The 19,707-nt window shown below is 40.7% G+C and carries 20 protein-coding genes; 17 read left to right on the top strand and 3 right to left on the bottom strand.

Annotation, left to right across the window (positions count from 1 at the left end; translation table 11 throughout):
* Positions 1-207: 207 nt before the first annotated feature.
* The 8 genes from WC819_01225 (at position 208) to pheT (ending at position 8,421) form a co-directional block, all read left to right on the top strand.
* A complete protein-coding gene (locus WC819_01225) occupies positions 208-1,131 on the top strand; it encodes a hypothetical protein (protein ID MFA5985954.1) in 924 nt (307 codons plus the stop codon).
* 233 nt (positions 1,132-1,364) lie between these two features.
* A complete protein-coding gene (locus WC819_01220) occupies positions 1,365-2,279 on the top strand; it encodes a HAMP domain-containing sensor histidine kinase (GenBank protein ID MFA5985953.1) in 915 nt (304 codons plus the stop codon).
* Positions 2,280-2,408: 129 nt separating this feature from the next.
* Positions 2,409-2,831 carry a ribonuclease HI family protein gene (locus tag WC819_01215; GenBank protein ID MFA5985952.1) on the top strand — a complete coding sequence of 141 codons (423 nt, stop codon included), beginning with the start codon at positions 2,409-2,411 and terminating at the stop codon, positions 2,829-2,831.
* A gap of 142 nt (positions 2,832-2,973) precedes the next feature.
* Positions 2,974-3,192, top strand: a complete 219-nt coding sequence (locus WC819_01210) for a hypothetical protein (protein ID MFA5985951.1) — start codon at positions 2,974-2,976, stop codon at positions 3,190-3,192.
* A 52-nt stretch (positions 3,193-3,244) separates the two neighbouring features.
* Positions 3,245-4,384 (top strand): thioredoxin domain-containing protein, encoded by a 1,140-nt coding sequence (locus tag WC819_01205; GenBank protein ID MFA5985950.1) that lies wholly within the window; start codon positions 3,245-3,247, stop codon positions 4,382-4,384.
* A 74-nt stretch (positions 4,385-4,458) separates the two neighbouring features.
* A complete protein-coding gene (locus WC819_01200) occupies positions 4,459-4,854 on the top strand; it encodes a hypothetical protein (GenBank protein MFA5985949.1) in 396 nt (131 codons plus the stop codon).
* A gap of 132 nt (positions 4,855-4,986) precedes the next feature.
* On the top strand, positions 4,987-6,021 hold the full coding sequence (gene pheS, locus WC819_01195; protein ID MFA5985948.1) for a phenylalanine--tRNA ligase subunit alpha: 1,035 nt from the start codon (positions 4,987-4,989) through the stop codon (positions 6,019-6,021).
* A gap of 36 nt (positions 6,022-6,057) precedes the next feature.
* Entirely contained in the window at positions 6,058-8,421 is a 2,364-nt protein-coding gene (gene pheT / locus WC819_01190; GenBank protein ID MFA5985947.1) for a phenylalanine--tRNA ligase subunit beta, read from the top strand.
* A gap of 68 nt (positions 8,422-8,489) precedes the next feature.
* Here pheT and WC819_01185 read toward each other — a convergent pair whose 3' ends face one another.
* Positions 8,490-8,945 (bottom strand): hypothetical protein, encoded by a 456-nt coding sequence (locus WC819_01185; protein MFA5985946.1) that lies wholly within the window; start codon positions 8,943-8,945, stop codon positions 8,490-8,492.
* A 106-nt stretch (positions 8,946-9,051) separates the two neighbouring features.
* Complete coding sequence (locus tag WC819_01180; protein ID MFA5985945.1) at positions 9,052-9,180, bottom strand: hypothetical protein; 129 nt, start codon at positions 9,178-9,180, stop codon at positions 9,052-9,054.
* Between the two features lie 196 nt (positions 9,181-9,376).
* On the opposite strand from WC819_01180, the gene glyA reads away from it, so the two are divergent.
* The 7 genes from glyA to WC819_01145 all read left to right on the top strand — a co-directional run bounded on the left by glyA (position 9,377) and on the right by WC819_01145 (position 16,938).
* Entirely contained in the window at positions 9,377-10,612 is a 1,236-nt protein-coding gene (glyA, locus tag WC819_01175; protein ID MFA5985944.1) for a serine hydroxymethyltransferase, read from the top strand.
* Between the two features lie 42 nt (positions 10,613-10,654).
* Positions 10,655-11,518, top strand: coding sequence for a sugar phosphate nucleotidyltransferase (locus WC819_01170; GenBank protein ID MFA5985943.1), 864 nt, complete (start codon positions 10,655-10,657; stop codon positions 11,516-11,518).
* An 88-nt stretch (positions 11,519-11,606) separates the two neighbouring features.
* On the top strand, positions 11,607-12,479 hold the full coding sequence (gene galU, locus WC819_01165; protein ID MFA5985942.1) for a UTP--glucose-1-phosphate uridylyltransferase GalU: 873 nt from the start codon (positions 11,607-11,609) through the stop codon (positions 12,477-12,479).
* 4 nt (positions 12,480-12,483) lie between these two features.
* A complete protein-coding gene (locus WC819_01160; protein MFA5985941.1) occupies positions 12,484-13,158 on the top strand; it encodes a hypothetical protein in 675 nt (224 codons plus the stop codon).
* 16 nt (positions 13,159-13,174) lie between these two features.
* Positions 13,175-13,612, top strand: a complete 438-nt coding sequence (gene rplI, locus WC819_01155; GenBank protein MFA5985940.1) for a 50S ribosomal protein L9 — start codon at positions 13,175-13,177, stop codon at positions 13,610-13,612.
* Between the two features lie 97 nt (positions 13,613-13,709).
* Positions 13,710-15,356, top strand: a complete 1,647-nt coding sequence (locus tag WC819_01150) for a CTP synthase (GenBank protein ID MFA5985939.1) — start codon at positions 13,710-13,712, stop codon at positions 15,354-15,356.
* An 82-nt stretch (positions 15,357-15,438) separates the two neighbouring features.
* A complete protein-coding gene (locus WC819_01145) occupies positions 15,439-16,938 on the top strand; it encodes a PIF1 family DEAD/DEAH box helicase (protein MFA5985938.1) in 1,500 nt (499 codons plus the stop codon).
* Positions 16,939-16,989: 51 nt separating this feature from the next.
* On the opposite strand, the gene rpmA is transcribed toward WC819_01145, so the two are convergent.
* Positions 16,990-17,268, bottom strand: a complete 279-nt coding sequence (gene rpmA, locus WC819_01140; GenBank protein ID MFA5985937.1) for a 50S ribosomal protein L27 — start codon at positions 17,266-17,268, stop codon at positions 16,990-16,992.
* Positions 17,269-17,369: 101 nt separating this feature from the next.
* On the opposite strand from rpmA, the gene WC819_01135 reads away from it, so the two are divergent.
* A complete protein-coding gene (locus tag WC819_01135; GenBank protein MFA5985936.1) occupies positions 17,370-17,744 on the top strand; it encodes a hypothetical protein in 375 nt (124 codons plus the stop codon).
* 46 nt (positions 17,745-17,790) lie between these two features.
* The gene (gene pyrH, locus WC819_01130) at positions 17,791-18,498 is read left to right on the top strand and encodes a UMP kinase (GenBank protein ID MFA5985935.1); all 708 of its coding nucleotides are present in this window, start codon (positions 17,791-17,793) and stop codon (positions 18,496-18,498) included.
* The last annotated feature ends 1,209 nt before the right edge of the window (positions 18,499-19,707 follow it).

Raw genomic sequence — 19,707 nt, 5'->3', positions numbered from 1 at the left:
GCAAAGACTATTCAAAACATGATTATTTTCAAAGCCTTTTTTAAGGGCTTTTTTTGTCAAAAAAGCCCTAAAAAAGTTTATCTACAGTTAATTTGGATGTTCGTGTTTTGTTATCTGAGTATGGTAGGCTATCAAATCATCATAATAAGGTATGGTGGAATAGAAAGAAATTGTTTTTTAACAATCAAACGTATAGAGGATATAGCCATGAAAATGATTTCTGCGATTGAAAGCGGCTTGTGTGAGAATGGGGTATGTGTTGAGCGTGGAGACCTCATCAACAAGTCATCCAAAAACGAGTTTTTCAAAAAATTAGGCGAGCTTTCCAGGGCATTGTCCCAGGTAGGTAACGCGGCTCAAAAAAGACTTGCAAATTTTGGAAAAGATGTGCAAGCCAATGTTGTAGCAAAGAGAGATGTTAACGGATTATATCTGCTGACACGAAATGTTGCGAGTCGCGTGCTCAGTTTTTGCATCGACAACAAGGGCGACCTGTGGAAAAAAAGTATCGTGGATAAGCTCAAGCGAACAAACAACGGGCTACTCTGCTGTGTGGATGTTTTGAATGTCTATTTAAAAGGTGTTGACAGCGTCAGTGCTTTTTTACAGGAGCATTTGGAAAGCGTTCTTGGCATGAAACTCGCGGACCTCAAGAGCATTACGGCCAAACGATTGTGCGCTGTGATGCAATCGATCAAAGATTGCACGTCGCGATTGCAAAATGAAATCAATGTTGCTGAAGAACCAATGGGCTTGCAAGAAGTTGTGGATGAGGCCGTCAGATCAGCCGGTAAGCTCGTAGGTGCGCATAATATTGCTTTCAATTGTACTTTTGAAAGTGATAAAAATGCCACCATCCATAACGCATCTGGTTGTCTGTGTGTATTGAAAAGAGTATTGATCAATTTGGTACGCACGCATAATGATGCGGAGAGTGAAATCCGGATCAAGGCGAGTATCGAACATGAGCGAGTAATGATCAATGTGATCGGACAGCATGATGTAAGTCAGGACTTCATTGAGCTGGTCAACTTTTACGGCAATAATCGTGGCGTTGTCGCAACAGTGTTTCCTTCGGACAATCATCGCAAAAATGTCATATGTATTCGGGAGGAATCCACGATCAATTGAAATGTAAAATAAAATATTTGCCACTCTGATGTGTAATGATCCATCGGAGTGGTTTTCTTTTTGGGAAGCCACTTATTTTTAGCTAAAAAAGTTAATCTACAGTTCATCTGGATGTTCGGGTTTTGTTATGAAGATGTGTTAAGGTAATAAGTCATTATGAGACAAAATGACATGAACTGAAAATGTGTCAATGTATATTAACAATAAAATATAGCTATGAGAGGGGATTTGGCATGGATGAGACATTGATTTCTGCGAGAATGGTTGGTATGGCATGCAGTGCAAAGGATGCTCAGGATACATCATCCACATCTGAAAAACCTGTCAACAAAATCACACTGTTGACTTATCTGGTGTGGGGCATCGAAAGAATGTCCAAGGTGGCGCAAGAACTTCTTACGCCACATGGGGAAAGGGGCAAAGAAAAGATCAACGAAATGTATGGGATCATCGGAAAAGTTGTTGAGCAGGTTAGCTTGTTGTGTGATCCGGATATTGGTATTTTTACGAAATATGATATCCATGATATCAACAATGCCATTACTGGATTGAGCGGACAGCATCAGATGTACAAGTTATGTAAAAGAAAACTCAGTCAGGACGATCTGCATAATGTGTTGGCCTGTGCTGAGATACTCCGACAGGTCATTGTTGTGCGGATGTATTCATCAAATGATGTTGCATGTGTAAGAAATTTCGAAGATATTATTTCCAGCGCGCTTAAGGGTGCATGTAGCAGTCGTGGTCTATCTGAACAAAATATCCGGTTTCAAAGAGATCGATGTGAAGAATCACGTGTTGTTGTCTCACAAAACGCCGGAATCTATACACGCGTCATGCTCAACGCAATCATTAATTCGATTGATGCGCTTGGCGAAAGCATAACGGATCCCTATGTATGGATCAATGTCTATGAAGAAGATGGTCAAGTCACTATTGATGTTATTGATAATGGTGTGGGAATTTCCGCAGACACTTTACCGCATGTGTTTGATTGTGGATTTTCAACAAAAGGTCGTTGCGGATCGGGTATTGGTCTTGCATATTGCAAAAAAGCCATTGAAAATGTGTGTGGAGGGACAATCACTATATCAAGTCGCGGTGCCGGTCTGGGGACGGATGTATGCATTCAGATCCCTTTAAAATGATTCATTGGGGAATTCTCCTCAAAAAACCGCTTTGTTGTAACGACAACGAAGCGGTTTTCATTTTTTGTGTAGTAAAAAATGCAAATAATGATATAATGAAATGCGAGTAAAATATTTAAAGGATTTTTTATGGAAGAGATTATTGTATACACGGACGGTGGTTCACGGGGAAATCCAGGACCGGCGGCAATTGGTGTGTGGATCAAAACGTATGATAAGCGTTATGGTGAAACGATTGGAGATGCAACTAATAACGATGCGGAATATCAGGCATTGATCTTTGCACTCAAAAAATGCAAAGCGCTTCTCGGATCGCAAAAGGCAAAAAATACGCATGTCATCTGCAGATTGGATAGCGAATTGGTCGTAAAGCAATTGCGTCATGAATACAAGATCACCAAACCCACTATGCAAAAGTATTTTATCACTGTGTGGAACGGCGTGCTTGATTTTGGTGCGGTAACATTCCATCACGTGCCACGTGCGCAAAACACGGTTGCTGATTCATTGGTAAATCACGCACTTGATGCATCGGTGCAGAAACTTTTTTAGCATAGAAAGGGAAATATCCCAAAAAAACAGAAATCACAAAAAACGCATATGTCAAGTTGCATATGCGAATTAATTATGCTAGCGTTAATGATAATAATTTTGCGGGTAGGATCAAATCGTTTTTTTTGTAATTTTATCGATTATGGGAGAAAAAAAGAGGTTTTCTCGTGGGAACTTGATTTTTCTTTTTGTTGTAGCATTTCTTGTGGGCGCAATCGCCAAAAGGGTAATAAATAATCATGTACGGACGGGGTTTAATGATCCGGAAACGGTCATTGACTATGGCACCTTATATGATATTGATCGCGCAGAGCAAGCGGTACTGCAGGAAGATAGCGATCCTACTGCGGTCACAGAGTAGAAATTTTGTTTTTTTAGCACTGATCATTTTTTGTTTTTAAAACGAGATGCTTATGGTAAACAATGACAAAAAAAGTACATCAACATTTGATGACGCGGCAATAATAGTTGAGGAGCGGGAAGATGTGATAAAAAGCAATACTGCATGTCAAGAAAAAAATGGCCGACTGCGCAAACAGAGAAAAAGCTATATTGCACTGATCGTGTTATTTGGCGGAATTGCAGGGGGTGCATTATTTATCGATGTTGTGCAGCTTTTTGCGCAAAAGGGCTTTTCAGCGCGTGGGATCAAGGATGCACAGGTGATCGAATATGATGGTAGTACATGGGTGCGTTATGATGATCCAAAAATCGTGGTTGACTTTTTTGATGCGGATGATTGTTCCGATTGTGTGACAGATGAAGTATTGATGCGTTTGCGTTCATATATTCCAACATTAGAAGCACATCGCATCGATGTGCGCACAGAGGAAGGGAAACGGTATGCGCAAAAAGAGGGTATCAAATATATTCCGGCGTTTTTGTTTGCAAAAGATATAACGGAATCAGACTTCTATCAACAAGCAGCGATTCTTTTTAAGGAAGCTGGGCAAGGGGCATATTTTTTTGATGCGCCGAGTGCCGGTGTGCCGATCGGTGAATATATCACGCAACCATCGGATCAAGATGGCATACACATAGGAAACGCCCAAGCACCTGTAACGATCATTGCTTTTGATGATTTTTCTACTGATGAGAGCAGAGTGATGTTTCCAATTATAGAAAAATTATTGGGAGAATTTGGTGATCGTGTGCGATTTGTGGTAAAGCCACTATCAAATGCACAACAAGCGCTGGCAATGAAACTTGCGCAAGGTGCTGTATGTGCCAGTGAACAAGGAAAATATCAGGAATTTATGCGGTTGGTCACTGCAGATTATCGGTTCATGACAACGGGAGAAAAAGCAGATGAAAAGTTTAACGCATATATTACGCGATTGCATATGGATGCTGAGCAATTTCATGGATGTCTTGCGGAAGATCGTGTAAAAGAGATTGTCACGCATAATGATGCAGAGGCCGCCCAATTTGGTGTGGTCGCTACACCGACATATTTTATCAACGGGCATGTATCGAGTGGCGTAGCAACATATGAAACAGTAAAAGGTTTTATTGATGACGCGTTAAACTTCTCTGCGCCAATGGGGGAATAAATGAGGAAAAGAAGTTTGACAATTTTTTGATGCATGGTACACTGGCGTATTAAGTTTTTAATGAGCGTATCTTTATGGATAAGAATCAATGGGTTATTTCAGGGGTTGTTGTCGCATTTGTGTTTGTGGGCGTTTTCTTGTATCTTGTTTTTTCGTCAAATCGATATGATGCACAACAAGCCGAAAATGGTGATGATGAGTCTGCCTTGAGCGTTGATGATGCTTTGAAACAACTTGTATCGGAAAAAGAAGATGGTGCAGGTGCAACTGCAGTGACAAAGCCAAATGAAACAGTAAAGACAGCTCAGAACACGCAGGTTGTTACCGAAAAAATATCGAAAGAAGTTGCGACTAGAAAAACACCCGCAACAGGCCCTGGCTTCATTGCGACGTTTATCGCGGGAATGATGGCTATGGGTATTGCGGCAGTTACCTACGCGTATACAAAAAAGGAGTACGTCATCCTGTAGCAATATACGATAAAAATTTTTACATATTTTTTAGATCGAGTACTCGTTACCCGATCTTTTTAGTTATGTATGACATTCTTCACTTTTTGTGCACATGTGTTATGATAACAAATGACAATAATAATTTTCTCTATGAAAGATACAATTTTGGGAGTAAAAAAAACCGCATTGGATAAAGTTGCAATGACACAGTCTTCGGGAGAGTTGGAGGAAGTACGTGTTGCATATCTGGGAAAAAAATCTGCATTTAACGCGATTCTTAAGGGATTAAAAGATCTCTCCGCAGAAGAAAAAAAAGTGATTGGTCCGTTGGCAAATGACGCCAAACACGCAATTCAGCAGGCAATTGATGAAAAACAAGAGGATTTGGAAAACGCAATTGATACGCAATCTGAATGGATCGATGTAACCGCACCGGGCAAAAAAGCTCTGCGCGGGCATTTGCATCCAATCACGATCGTGCAACGTGATATTGAGGATATTTTTACATCGCTGGGGTTTGAGATCGCAGATGGACCGGATATCGATACGGAATTTTATAATTTTGACGCAGTCAACATGCCGGATGACCATCCGGGGCGCGACATGCAAGATACATTTTGGATCTCACAAGAGGAGGAAAGAGAGAAAGGTGCAGGATCGGTTTTGCGCACGCAAACATCGTCTGTGCAGGTGCGTTATATGGAAACGCATACACCACCGCTGAGAATCATTGTACCGGGACGTGTGTTTCGCAATGAGGCGACTGACGCATCACACGAGCACACATTTCATCAATTTGAAGCGCTTGTGGTGGGACCGGATGTGAGTGTAGCAAATTTTTTATCAATTGCAGAAACATTTTTCAAGGAATTTTTCAAAAAAGATATTACTGTGCGTTTGCGACCGAGTTATTTCCCGTTTGTGGAGCCGGGTTTTGAATTTGATATTTCGTGTACATCATGCGGGGGAACCGGATGCAGTGTATGTAAAAAAACAGGGTGGATCGAGATTGGCGGTGCCGGCATGGTGCACCAAAACGTTTTTGCAATGGCCGGATATGAGCGTAATAAATATCAAGGATTTGCGTGGGGCTTTGGATTGGAACGCCTGGCAATGATGAAATACAAGATCGATGACATTCGCTTGTTTCATGGCGGCGATCTCCGATTTACAAGGCAGTTTTAAACAATGTGTATATCAAGGTACTAAATATTACATTTTATGAAATATAGTTACAAATGGATCAAAGAATTGAGCGGAACGACAAAAACGGTTGATGAGATCGCGCAGTTATTGCTTACGCACAGTTTTGAAATTGAAAGCATCGACGACATGTCAAAAGGATTGGAAAAAGTCGTAATTGGGGAGGTGCTTACAAAAGAACAACATCCTGATGCCGATCGTTTGCATGTGGCGACAGTACATATTGGCGCGGAAACGTTGCAAATAGTCTGCGGTGCACCAAATTTGGAGGCGGGACAAAAGGTGCCTGTGGCTTTGATAGGATCAGAATTGCCATGTGGACTTACGATCAAGAAAAATAAAATTCGCGGCGTGGAATCCAATGGTATGATTTGTGCGGAGGATGAGCTAGGGATCAGCAATAACCATGATACGATCATCGTGTTAAATCCTGATGCGCCGATTGGCGGATCTTTTACAGAATACACAGGACGCAATGATGCTGTAATTGACATCAAAATATTGCCAAATCGCGGGCATGATTGTCTGTCGCATATTGGCATAGCCAATGAAATTAGAGCACTGGAAGGGAAGTCCCCGATCGTGTTGAATGGCATTGTGCCGGATGTGGCAACACAGTATGATGTTACGATCGATACAAAAAAGTGTAATCGTTATATCGCCGTTGCAATGGATGGTGTACAAAACCGAGAGACACCCCAGTGGATCGTGGATCGATTGCGTGTTTGTGGGGTTAAATCAATTAATGCTGTTGTAGATATTACCAATTATGTGATGTTGGAGACCGGACAACCTCTCCATGCGTTTTCTGCAGATCATGTGAAAAAAATTCTTGTACGTCAGGCGCAGGAAGGAGAAAAGATCATGCTTTTGGATGATACAGAAAAAACGTTGACGCAGGATGATATGGTGATCACGGATGGAGTCCGTCCGATTGCCATAGCCGGTGTCATGGGCGGAAAAGAAAGCGGGATCACAGAAGCAACCTCAGAGATCGTTTTGGAAAGCGCGTCATTTGATGCGCCGACAATTCGCTATACACAGAGACGGCACAATCTCCTCACTGATGCAGCTTTTCGCTATGAGCGTGATATTGATCCAAATTTGACCGCATATGCCACAGAGCGAGCCGTAGCGCTATTATCAGAGGTGTGTCACGCACATGTAGTCGCAGTACGCGACATTTATCCTCTCCCGGTCAAGGAATGGGGCATCGAACTGTCATTATCGATGGTGAGCAAATTACTCGGTGCAGATGTTGCGGAAGAAACAATAACAGATATTTTGGTGCGACTTGGCATGCAAATCCAAACGACTGAGAAAAATGATACACTTGTAGTAACTGTGCCGACGATCCGCCGTGATCTCACAACACAAGAAGATCTGATCGAAGAGATCGGACGCGTCTATGGTTATGAGAAAATCACAAAAAAACCACTGCAGGAAAACATTTCAACACCGAAAAAAAATGAATTGCGACAATGTGAACGTACGCTTATGGATGCATGCATTGCGAGCGGTTTTGATGAGATCAAGGGATATTCGTTTTATGCACGCGAGGATGCAAAAGCGATTGGCTTGAATGATGAAAATCACGTTGCAGTGCTCAATCCACTCACACCGGAACATGCGGTCATGCGACGATCGCTTATGCCAGAACTATGCCGTGCGATCAAAAAAAACCTGAGTTATTTCCCGGAGATCAGGTTGTGTGACATTGGACGCATCTATGATCCTACAAAACATGTGTTGCCGGATGAAAAATTAGTTCTCGGTTTTGCCGTTGCATCGCGGGAAATTGACGGATCCCAGTTTTATGAAATAAAAGGTTTGATAGAAAACATTTGCACACTATGCAATATCGGCGAAATCTATTTTGACGATGTGTTTGATGAGAATGAAGAACATATACCAAATTTGCATCCGTCGAGACGCGCACTCGTGCGTACAACAGAAGGAAAGGCGTTGGGATGGGTTGGTGAAGTTGCAAAAAAGACACAGAAGTTTTATGGGATCAAAAGAGACCGCGTTGCTGTGGGTGAGTTGAATATTGTGCAAATTTTTCAGGAAATGCGTGCAGAAAACTTTTATGCACCACTTGTCAAATATCCAATCGTAACACGTGATCTCTCTCTGCTCGTACCTCAATACACGCGTGTGGCGGATATAGAACGGGTCATTTATGCGTCCGGTGGCACCAACATCAAAGATGTGGATGTCTTTGATATTTATGACAATGCAGAAACAGAAGAGCGCTCACTCGCATTTCATATTATTTTTGGAGCAGATGATCGTACACTTGCCTCCGAGGAGGTGGATGTGCAGATCATGTACATTATTGAGGCACTTGAAAAAGATGACGATATAACAGTGCGACGGTAATTACGCATATTGATCGTAAATAAAAATGATCACAGCTGTCATTTGACGACTGTGATCATGTTTCGTTTTTAGATTTTTGTAACAGGATTTCTTTCACGTGCGCAGGAAATATTTTTTCCAAAGCATGGATCGATGAATTCCTGCGGTAGTTCACAAAATTTTGTGATGATCTTTACCTGGTTTGCAGACGGCTCAGAAGCATGGGGTAATGCATCGGATGATTTTTCAGGATCTTTTTCTTGCGACATGTATTGCGCAGTGAATGCCTCACGCTTATTTGGATCCACAATCAGATCAAGCCAAAATGCCGGCATTGTGCCATCTGCCAAAAATCTTTCATAGTGATTTTGTCCATTGGCAGGTGATCCCTCATTGAGTTTTCCGCAAAACACACGACCATCTTTCATATGGGGATTTTTTGCAAAAAGCAAAGCCTGTAATCCGGCAAGGAACTTTGAACGAGTTTCTTTTGATCCTCCTGTGCTTTGCGGTGCGGAATTGGAACTTGCATGAAACTGGATCATGAGATTTTCTGCCGAAGTATTATTTTTTTTGGCAAAAGAATCAAGGTCATCTCTTTTTATCCGGACTTGTCCCTTAAAAATTGGTGTTGCATATGCTGAATTACCCTTAAGTTCTTTCCGCTACGCCCCCCCTTGTTTTTTTAGGGAAAGTGTTACATACGAAATCAAAAAATCTTCCGACAATTTTTTTATCAATACAACCATCGTGGTCAAATATTTTCACTTGATCATTCATCCTATTCTCCTTGTCGTTTTTGATTAAAGGTTGGCATCAATTTGTTAAAGTAACGATATTGTAAGAAGTCTACAGAATCTGTCGTTGTGTGTAAATATTGACAAAACAAGTGATTGTGGCGCTATTTTACAGATTGGTGTGATGGTTGTATGATGATAATTGTGAGAGTTTTTAGATCGATTATTCAAAACACCTTATGAGCATATTACAAAAGAAAGATAAGACCGTATATAAGATCATTCACGATGAGTTGAAGAGACAGCAAGAGGGTTTGGAGCTCATTGCGTCGGAAAACTATGTATCTCCGGCGGTTTTGGAGGCATTGGGAAGTGTGATGACCAACAAATATTCCGAAGGGTATCCCGGTAAACGATATTATGGCGGACAAGAGTTTACTGATAAAATTGAAAATCTCGCAATCGATCGTGCCAAAAAACTTTTTGGCGCCGAGCATGTCAATGTGCAACCACACTCCGGTGCACCGGCAAATATGATCGTATACAGCGCACTATTGGAACCGGGCGATACAGTGTTGGGCATGGATCTCGGTCATGGCGGACATCTGACGCATGGACATCCTGTGACACTTCCGGCAAAGATCTATAATTTCATCCGTTACAAAACAGAAAAAGACGGCACGATCGATTATGAAAAATTGCGCGCATTGGCGATTGAACACAAACCAAAAATGCTTCTCGCGGGATTTTCTGCGTATTCGCGCAATTTATCTTATACAAAATTTCGCAAGATCGCCGATGAAGTTGGTGCCGTCCTTATGATGGACATGGCACATATCGCCGGACTGGTCGCCGGAGGCGTGATCCCAAATCCTGTACGTGTGTGTGATGTGGTGACGACGACGACACATAAAACATTGCGCGGACCGCGTGGTGGCATGATCCTGTGCAAAAAAAAGTTTGCGCAAGCGATCGACAAAGCAACATTTCCGGGATTTCAAGGTGGCCCACACATGAACAACACCGCAGCAAAAGCCGTTGCGCTTGGAGAAGCTCTCAAGCCATCTTTCAAAAAATACGCACAACAGATTCTTCTCAATGCAAAAGTGATGGAAAGGGAATTAAAAAAACACGGTTTTCATATTTGTTTTGGGAAAACGGAAAACCATCTCCTGCTCATTGATATACTAAAAAGTAAAAATATTACCGGTAAACAAGCGGAGGTCGCTCTCGATGCTGTGGGTATTACACTTAACAAGAATATGGTCCCTGATGATTCACGCAGTCCATTTGACCCAAGTGGTATTCGGCTCGGTGTTCAAGCGATCACAACGCGTGGCATGAAGGAAAAAGAAATGATCATGATTGCGCAGTGGATCAATGATGTATGCAATGATCATGCAAACAAGGCACTTAGTATACGTATCCACAAAGAGGTACGCGCACTTTGCAAAAAATTTCCTCTCTACACTTGATTTTTTACCAATATTTGTTTAATCTGATTAAACGTTCTTTATATGAAGAAAAAAACCATCAAAAAATCCAAAAGGAAGGTGCAAATGAAAGGTATTATATTAGCCGGAGGAACAGGGTCGCGATTGTGGCCTCTCACAGATCAAACATCAAAACAGATGTTGCCGGTCGGTCGTGTGCCGATGATTTTTCATCCGCTCAATGTGTTGCTCAAGGCAGGCATTAAGGATATTCTCATCATCACATCACCGCAACACAGTGGCAGTTTTGTAAACATGCTTGAACCACTTTTACGTCCATATGGCATATCCATCTTTTCATCCGTCCAGCAGATTCCCGCCGGATTACCGGAAGCATTCACAATTGGTGCACCGTTCATCGGGGAAGATAATGTGACGATGATCCTGGGAGATAATATTTTTGAGGATGTGGAGGCAATTGCTGATGCAGTCAAAAAATTTCGCAAAGGTGGCTGTATTTTTGCCAAAAAAGTGCCGGATCCGGAACGGTTTGCTGTTGCGACAGTGAACAAAAAGGGCATTGTCACAAACATCGTAGAAAAACCCATCAAACCGGAAAGCAGTCTCGCAATTCCCGGAGCATACATTTATGATAATGACGTGATTAACGTGGCGAAAACTCTCACGCCATCAGAGCGCGGAGAGTACGAAATTGTTGATCTGCACAATTATTATCTACAGAAAGGTACTCTGCAATTGCATGAGATCGCGGGTGAATGGTTGGATGCAGGAACAATCGAATCATGGCACGAGGCAAATGTTCTTGCGATCAAGAAAGGGTTTGTAGAAAAGTTCGACCCAATTCTTTTGGAAGCGCTACACAAAGGCTTTGACCGCAATAAAGCGATCGGCAAGGCGCAATTGCATGCATGTCGTGATATAGATTGATTTTTCTGAGCGATCTGGCAACAATAGTTGCACGATCGCTTTTTTCTTACTACAATAGAGTAAAATTTAACAGCAATACACATATTTTATGAAAAGGATCACAAAAGCCATATTACCGGTTGCAGGTTTTGGAACACGTTTCTTGCCAGCAACCAAAGCACAACCAAAAGAAATGTTACCGATTGTTGATAAGCCGGTGATTCAATATTTGGTAGAAGAAGCAGTCGCTTCCGGTATCGAAGAGATCATATTTGTCACTGGTCGTGGCAAGCGTGCAATAGAAGATCACTTTGATACATCATTTGAATTGGAACGTACACTTGTAGAAAAAGACAAGCATGATTTATTGGACGCCGTGCGTAAAATTTCCGGTCTCGCAAAATTTAGTTATGTACGACAACCGGAACCATTGGGAGATGGACATGCGGTTTTATGCGCACGGCATCTCGTGCATCCCGATGAGTCTGTTGCCGTTCTTTTTGGCGATGATATCATTGATGGAAAAATCCCCGCAATCAAACAATTGATCGACGTCTTTGAAAAATACACTGATCCGGTCATTGCCTTATGTACCGTGCCGGACGAAGATGTACACCGTTTTGGCGTTGTGGATCCCGTAAAAATCGATGATCGACTTTTTGAAATTCGTCGGTTTGTCGAAAAACCAAAGACTCAAGATGCACCATCAAATTTGATCGCAGTGGGGAAGTATATTATTACACCGGAGATATTTGATAAATTGGAAGAATCGGTCAACGATAAGGGAGAAATTCGTCTCGCCAATGCCTTTGTGCGCATGATCGAAAATAATCGACCAATTTACGGTTATGAGGTGGATGGCACGCGCTATGATTGTGGTGATAAATTCGGTTTCGTACAAGCGACAATTCAAATGGGATTACACCATCCAGAAATCAAGGATCGTCTAAAAAAATATATTAAATCATTAAAAAATATATAAAATCATGTTTTTTCTCTATCTCGCAATATTTGTCGTCATCGTGGCGACACCGTATATGGTATTGCATGGCGTGTGGTTTTTTTCAGAGGATGATGTGGAAGCATTGATTTTGCTTCTTGCGGGAATTGTAAGTTTTACCATCTATAGAATGCGTGATTATCAAGTTTTTCAGACATTGCGTGATCGTGTACGTTTGCAGAGATTATTTGCCAGAGCGCAAAAGGATCTATCCGAGTCATATTCATACATCGGGCACAGCAATCGTCGCACGGACATTATGTACGAAATTTTTTCTGACCTTTCTCACATGAATGCCGACGATTATAGCAGTGCCGTAACACGCGCCATGGCATTGTTGCCCTATACAAACATCTTTTCATTTCGTTTCCTGTCTCTTGAAGATAAGAAATCTTTGGGGAAGATCAATGGAACGAATAATTTCAAACATTTGCCGGATGCGCTTTTTTGCAAAGAAACACAAACGCGAAGCTATCGTCATAAAGATATTCTCTTTGTGTACTCTGATGCACAAAATCAGAGTTTGCGCACATGTATCGCTCTTCCATATAGCGAAAAAGCGGGAAATGACATCGAATTTTTTAAGGCGCTAACGGCATATTTTACAATGGTATATGTCGTTCATGTTGATTCTTGCATGAAAAAAACAACTCATGTATAATACCAAAAGGATGAAAATGATATTATTACAAGACAATAAGAAGCTCGGAAAAAAAGGTGACCTCGTTACAGTCTCTGACGGTTTTGCTTTTAACAGTCTTATCCCACAAAAAATCGCGAAGCCGGCCACAGAGCAAGTGATTGCAGCAGTAAAACGTGATGAGATAAAGAGGCAAAAAGAATTTGACGCAATGAAAGAGCGTCTGCGTGAAGATGCAAAAAAGATCGATAAAAAGAAAGTTACTGTTTACGCACAAGCAAAAGGCGACAAATTGTTCGGTTCTGTGACACAAAAAGATATTGCCACAGCAATTGGTGAACAATTAGGTGTGCAGATCAGTGAAAAAAGCGTTCTTCTAAAAACTGCGATCAAAGAATTGACAACATGTGAGGTGCGCATCGATTATGGATATGATATTTCTGCTGGAGTAATTGTTACGGTTGCAAGTAAATAGTTTATTTCAACATCATACATTTATAACAACACAGAGTTGTTTCTTTTCGGGGGAGCAACTCTTTGTCTGTGTAAATGCAATTTTTAATATAATTAATATGAAGAAAAAAAATAGAAAGAAATATATTTTTGTCGTAGGCGGTGTAATGAGTGGCGTAGGGAAAGGAATCACAGCATCTTCAATCGCCAAAATCGTGCAATCACGTGGTTTTTCGGTGACAGCACTAAAGGTTGATCCCTATATCAATGTTGATGCCGGGACAATGAATCCCACAGAGCATGGCGAGGTATTTGTACTTGCAGATGGTGATGAAACCGATCAAGATATGGGGAATTATGAACGTTTTTTGGGCATATCTTTACCTCGTACCAACTATATGACCACAGGGCGTGTATATCAGTCCGTGATTGAACGTGAGCGTCGTGGCGACTATCACGGCAAATGTGTTGAGGTTGTACCGCATATTCCATTAGAGATCATTGACCGCATAGAAAAAGCAGCCAAAAGGGAAAATGCCGAAATCATTATCACGGAAATTGGCGGTACGATTGGTGAATATCAAAATATTTTGTTCCTGGAAGCGGCACGCATGATGAAACTGAAATATCCTCGCGATGTTCTTTTTGTGTTGGTAAGTTATGTCCCGCTACCAAGCAAGGTTGGGGAGATGAAGACAAAACCAACTCAATACGCAGCACGCACTTTGAATGGTGCCGGCATCCAACCGGATATCATCGTAGCACGATCTGAAGTGCCACTTGATGACAAACGAAAAGAAAAGATCGCCATGAGTTGTAGCGTGGATAAAAAAAGTGTGATCAGTGCGCCGGATGTTGAAAGTATTTATCATGTGCCGATCAATTTTGAAAAAGATAATCTCAGTAGCATCGTTTTGAAAAAACTCGGCCTCACACCGCGCAAAACGGATATGAAGGAATGGAACACATTTGTACAAAAAATCGAAAGTGCAAAAAAACCTGTAAAAATCGGCATTGTGGGCAAGTATTTTGAAACCGGTGATTTTGTGCTTTCTGACGCCTATATCAGTGTAATTGAAGCGATCAAGCATGCAGCCATCCACAATGGTTGCAAACCGGAATTGGCGTGGCTCGACAGTACCGCATATGAAAAAACCCCGGAACTTCTTCAGCAACTCAAAAATTATGATGGCATCGTTGTGCCTGGTGGCTATGGCTCGCGTGGCATAGAAGGGAAGATCAGCGTTGCACAGTATTGTCGTGAGAATAAAATCCCTTATTTTGGATTGTGTTATGGCATGCAGATCGCAGTGATCGAATATGCACGCCACGTTCTTGGACTGAAGGATGCTCATACGGCAGAGATCAATCCTCAAGCAAAAGATCTCGTGATCGATATTATGCCTGAACAAAAGAAAAAACTTCTCAAAAAAGATTTTGGTGGCTCTAATCGACTCGGTGCATATCCTGCGATCATCAAAAATAAATCCACAATCGCATACAGAGCATACAAATCCAAAGAGATCAGTGAAAGACACCGACATCGCTATGAGGTAAATCCTGCGTATGTCCCACGATTGATCGATGCAGGAATTATTTTTCCTGCTACATCACCAGATGGGATCCTTATGGAGATCATGGAACTGCCCCAGTCTGTACATCCGTTTTTTGTTGCTACGCAATTCCATCCGGAATTTCAATCCGCACCATTACGACCACATCCGCTTTTCATGGCTTTCGTCAAAGCAGCAAAAAATAAAAAATAAACGTCAATTAAAAAGGGTATGCATTCGATAATGACACAGGGTTTTTGCCATTGCACCACTACTGCCCGCATTTTTACATTATATGAAACAGGATCTTGCATTGAATATATTGAAAAGAGGGCATAATGTCTTTTTAACTGGACCGGCAGGCAGTGGCAAAACATTTTTGCTTAATGCATACATTGGTTATTTAAAACAAAACCGCATTTCCTATGCCGTTACAGCTTCTACAGGTATTGCCGCAACACATATTGGTGGTCGTACGATCCACTCATGGTCGGGCATTGGCATAAAAGAAGATCTGAGCGAAAAAGAAATAAAAAAGATCATCAGAAATCCCCTTGTGCACAAGCGTCTCACAAAGACTGACGTGCTCATCATTGATGAGATTTCCATGCTACATGCGTACCAGATCGATCTGATCAATAAAATCTTACGCAGTGCACGGGAAAATGTAAAATCATTCGGAGGCATGCAGATCATTTTGTCTGGTGATTTTTTTCAATTGCCTCCTGTACGAAAAAACGCCGGGACGACCGTACAATTCATCGATCAATCACAGAGCTGGAAAGAAATGGATTTAAAAGTTTGTTACTTATCAGAGCAATATCGACAAAAAGAAGATGCTCTCTCGCGTGTCTTGTCTGATATAAGAGGGAAGTGTGTAACAGAAAAAACACACCTTTTGCTCAAAAAAGCCACTAATCAAAAAATAGATAGCGCCCAAGAACGCACGAAACTTTTTACGCACAATATTGATGTTGATAGGGTAAATAATCACGAATTGCATAAAATCAAAGAAAAGTCCTTTTTGTATCGGATGGTATCGGATGGTAATGAAAAATTAGTCGAGGCGATCAAAAATGGATGCCTCGCTCCGGAAGAGCTCATTCTCAAAAAAGGCGCACTTGTGATGTTTGTGCGCAATAATTTCGATCAAGGATATGTCAATGGTACGATTGGCACAGTCATTGATTTTGATGAGGATCGTTTTCCGATTGTAAAAACTTTACACGGAGAAGAGATCAGGGTCTCCCCGGAAAAATGGCTCATTGAAGAAGATGGCGAGGAACTAGCACAAATCAAACAACTGCCTCTACGCTTAGCATGGGCGATCACAATACACAAAAGCCAAGGTATGACGCTTGATGCTGCAGAGATTGACCTGAAAAAGTGTTTTGAGTACGGTATGGGTTATGTAGCTCTTTCTCGTGTACGCACATTACGAGATATTACGCTCTTGGGTATAAATGATATTGCTCTGCAAGTCGATCCTACCATTTTCAAAAAAGACCATGTTTTTCAAAATATTTCTGCCACCCTTGAACAGGAAGAGATGAAAAAGAAAAAAGTTTTAATACATGCGAAACCGGATAAAAAAATCACATCTTCATCAGAGAAAAAATCACATCAAAATTCACAAAATATGTATCCTCACGCAGGTAAACCATGGAAACCGGAAGATGATAAGAGACTTTTAGCATGTATCAAAAAACACCAAAGTATCAAAACGATTGCGAAGATATTTGGACGACAAGAAGGTGCCATTCGTTCTCGTATCAAAAAAATAACACCCAAATAAAAAATACCCTGCCAATTCCGGCAGGGTATTTTTGAAAGATTTTGATCGTTACTATTTTGTCACAACACTGACGAATTTTCTCTTTTTGAGTTTTCCGGTAAAATCCTTAACTTTTTTGTCGATGAATTTAACTATGCCGGATTTCTTTGCATAAATAGTATCATCTTCACCACGGGCAACGTTTTCTCCCGGATGAATTTTTGTGCCACGTTGACGCACGATCACATTGCCCGCACTAACTTTTTGTGAGCCATAGATCTTTACTCCAAGACGTTTAGATTCTGAATCACGGCCAAGTCTTGTGGAACCGCCGGCTTTTCTATGTGCCATAATTGAATATTATACGATTAAAAGTAAAAGGGAATTTCCCGTCTTTTACAAATTTATATACTATGCTAGTATAATCGAGAAGGTTGAGATTGTCAATGATTATGAGAAAATATCTCCAAAAGATCCGCACATGGTTTTTTGACCATGAAAGTGCTATTATGACAATAAGTGGTATGGTTGTCGTTGGTTTATTGTGCTATGTTTTCGGGTGGTTTACCGGAGCACAAACAGCTCAACGGCCCATAACGGTTTTCCGTGCCACACAAGACCCGATCATTGTGAAAAAAAACTCCTCTGATTCAACAAATGCCATGCGCCCCGAAGATTGTGTCTATGTCGGAAGTGTCAAGGGTACAAAATATTATCCGCCGGATTGTTCCTATGCTACAAAGATCGACCCCGAGAATCTGCGGTGTTTCCGTTCCGATCAAAATGCTATTGAAAAAGGATACACCAAGTCAACCTCATGCAAATAATAATGACACAAAATTTATAAAAAATAATAAAATAATGCAAAAAAATATGGATGCAAAAAAAACCTTTATTGTGAACCTTGGCGGATCTTTGATCGTTCCTGATGATATCAATATAGAATTTTTGAAAGACTTTCGCGCTCTGATTATGCAGCAAATTACCGAACAACAGCAACGTTTTGTTTTTATCACCGGAGGAGGCAAGACGGCACGTCGCTATGCGCAAGCGGCACAAGAGATATTGCAAGATGTGAACGACGAAGATAAGGATTGGTTGGGCATTCATTCCACACGTTTAAACGCCCATCTCATTCGCACAATATTTCGCGATGTGGCACATCCGCGTATCAATACCAATCCCCATGATCTGGAAGACTTTCATCAATGTACCCAATCGGTCATGATCGCCGCAGGATGGAAGCCGGGATTTTCCACAGATTATGATTCCGCTCTTCTTGCACGATATCTCGGGATCAAAAAAGTTGTTAACCTTTCCAACATTGATTATGTCTATGATAAAGACCCCAAGGAATTTCCTGATGCCCAAAAGATCGAGGAGATGTCTTGGGCACAATATCGCGAAATGACAACCGACGTCTGGATACCTGGCATGAATGCACCATTTGATCCTGTCGCAGCAAAATTTGCAGAAAAGGAAGATTTGGAAGCGGTGACATTAAAGGGGACAAATTTTGATAATATACGCGCATATCTTAACGGAGAAAAATTTGAAGGAACATTGATCAAAAATAACTGACCAAAAAATTTCACCAAAAAACCGTCATGACCCTTTGACGGTTTTTGATATTTGACAACTGTGGATAACTTTTTTGAAGGGAAGGGGAGTTTTAAATTAATTAATGGGTATGATATGTATACTCTTTTGAATCAAAAATGTACTATAACAAAAAAAGACAACCACACAACAAACTCTTTTGAAAAGTAAAACATCATAACGCATGCAATAAATACATTGTCTAAAATAAATTGCATGCGGTAGGGGGATAATAATCTCCTTTTTGTTTTATGATGTTCATCACACCGCAGAGGCAGAGAAAGAGTGAGGAAATCTGCATAAATAAATCTTTTATAAAAAATATTACAAAGTCTGATCGTTCACTGAGGTATTGGAGGAGGATTGTCCAAATAGGGTCTTTCTATATACTACGTCGCACAATGTATATTATGCGACATAGCATCATATTCGTATCAATGTTACTAGTTTCCTTTATTATATTAAAATCGCACACATCAAAGCTATGATGCCATCATTACGCTAATGATCATACTATTCTCTTTCCATACAACAAATTTACAAAACCTCCTTGATTATAACTATCCGCTCTTGATTTCATATATTTTTACCATAAGTATACTATATGGTTTTGAAAGATCTCGCAGGTCGATGGTTATCATGACCGAAATCATGCACCCATCATGTCTATATAATCTATAGGCATATGATATTGTATGTCCTGCATTGTTTATAATCCAATATCACTCCTCTCCTCTCGCAAAAAGCTGACTCTTCATTGTGCGACATAGAGCGAGTGATATGTACATACCACGGGAGATTCCAGTAAAGCACACCATGCGGTATGTAATCATATTTATACTATCTATTATATCTATATATTGTATGTTTATATGCTATTTTACATAGAATAACACATATTGAATCTCTCCGGCCTAATCTTTGCTTTTTTCTTCATGCTAAATTTTTCCAATAATATTTTTATCCCGTGCATTATAATAAATATTATTATTTACTTACATGCGTGAATATTTTATATTTGTAAAATTATTTTATAAATATAAATTATAAAAAAATCTAAAAATAAAAAGACAAGAGGATATTATTTGCATAGCAGAAAGATAATTTTCTCATAATAAATTACTGACACGAAAATTTTTACACATCACACATAGAAATTCCCTTCTACAAATCCAAAATAGATGCTCTACA

Source organism: Parcubacteria group bacterium, from assembly GCA_041660065.1.
GTDB lineage: Bacteria > Patescibacteriota > Minisyncoccia > Moranbacterales.
Note: the sequence above shows the minus strand (reverse complement) of the source record. Positions and strands in the feature narration are given on the sequence as shown.

Coding starts and splice junctions, on each gene's coding strand:
- rpmA (MFA5985937.1), bottom strand. CDS start 17,268: ATGGCACATAGAAAAGCCGGCGGTTCCACAAGACTTGGCCGTGATTCA.
- glyA (MFA5985944.1), top strand. CDS start 9,377: ATGAGCATATTACAAAAGAAAGATAAGACCGTATATAAGATCATTCAC.
- pheT (MFA5985947.1), top strand. CDS start 6,058: ATGAAATATAGTTACAAATGGATCAAAGAATTGAGCGGAACGACAAAA.
- WC819_01180 (MFA5985945.1), bottom strand. CDS start 9,180: ATGAATGATCAAGTGAAAATATTTGACCACGATGGTTGTATTGATAAA.
- WC819_01160 (MFA5985941.1), top strand. CDS start 12,484: ATGTTTTTTCTCTATCTCGCAATATTTGTCGTCATCGTGGCGACACCG.
- WC819_01200 (MFA5985949.1), top strand. CDS start 4,459: ATGGATAAGAATCAATGGGTTATTTCAGGGGTTGTTGTCGCATTTGTG.
- WC819_01185 (MFA5985946.1), bottom strand. CDS start 8,945: ATGATCCAGTTTCATGCAAGTTCCAATTCCGCACCGCAAAGCACAGGA.
- pheS (MFA5985948.1), top strand. CDS start 4,987: ATGAAAGATACAATTTTGGGAGTAAAAAAAACCGCATTGGATAAAGTT.
- rplI (MFA5985940.1), top strand. CDS start 13,175: ATGATATTATTACAAGACAATAAGAAGCTCGGAAAAAAAGGTGACCTC.
- pyrH (MFA5985935.1), top strand. CDS start 17,791: ATGGATGCAAAAAAAACCTTTATTGTGAACCTTGGCGGATCTTTGATC.
- WC819_01150 (MFA5985939.1), top strand. CDS start 13,710: ATGAAGAAAAAAAATAGAAAGAAATATATTTTTGTCGTAGGCGGTGTA.
- WC819_01205 (MFA5985950.1), top strand. CDS start 3,245: ATGGTAAACAATGACAAAAAAAGTACATCAACATTTGATGACGCGGCA.
- WC819_01170 (MFA5985943.1), top strand. CDS start 10,655: ATGAAGAAAAAAACCATCAAAAAATCCAAAAGGAAGGTGCAAATGAAA.
- WC819_01135 (MFA5985936.1), top strand. CDS start 17,370: ATGAGAAAATATCTCCAAAAGATCCGCACATGGTTTTTTGACCATGAA.
- WC819_01145 (MFA5985938.1), top strand. CDS start 15,439: ATGAAACAGGATCTTGCATTGAATATATTGAAAAGAGGGCATAATGTC.
- WC819_01210 (MFA5985951.1), top strand. CDS start 2,974: ATGGGAGAAAAAAAGAGGTTTTCTCGTGGGAACTTGATTTTTCTTTTT.
- WC819_01215 (MFA5985952.1), top strand. CDS start 2,409: ATGGAAGAGATTATTGTATACACGGACGGTGGTTCACGGGGAAATCCA.
- WC819_01225 (MFA5985954.1), top strand. CDS start 208: ATGAAAATGATTTCTGCGATTGAAAGCGGCTTGTGTGAGAATGGGGTA.
- galU (MFA5985942.1), top strand. CDS start 11,607: ATGAAAAGGATCACAAAAGCCATATTACCGGTTGCAGGTTTTGGAACA.
- WC819_01220 (MFA5985953.1), top strand. CDS start 1,365: ATGGATGAGACATTGATTTCTGCGAGAATGGTTGGTATGGCATGCAGT.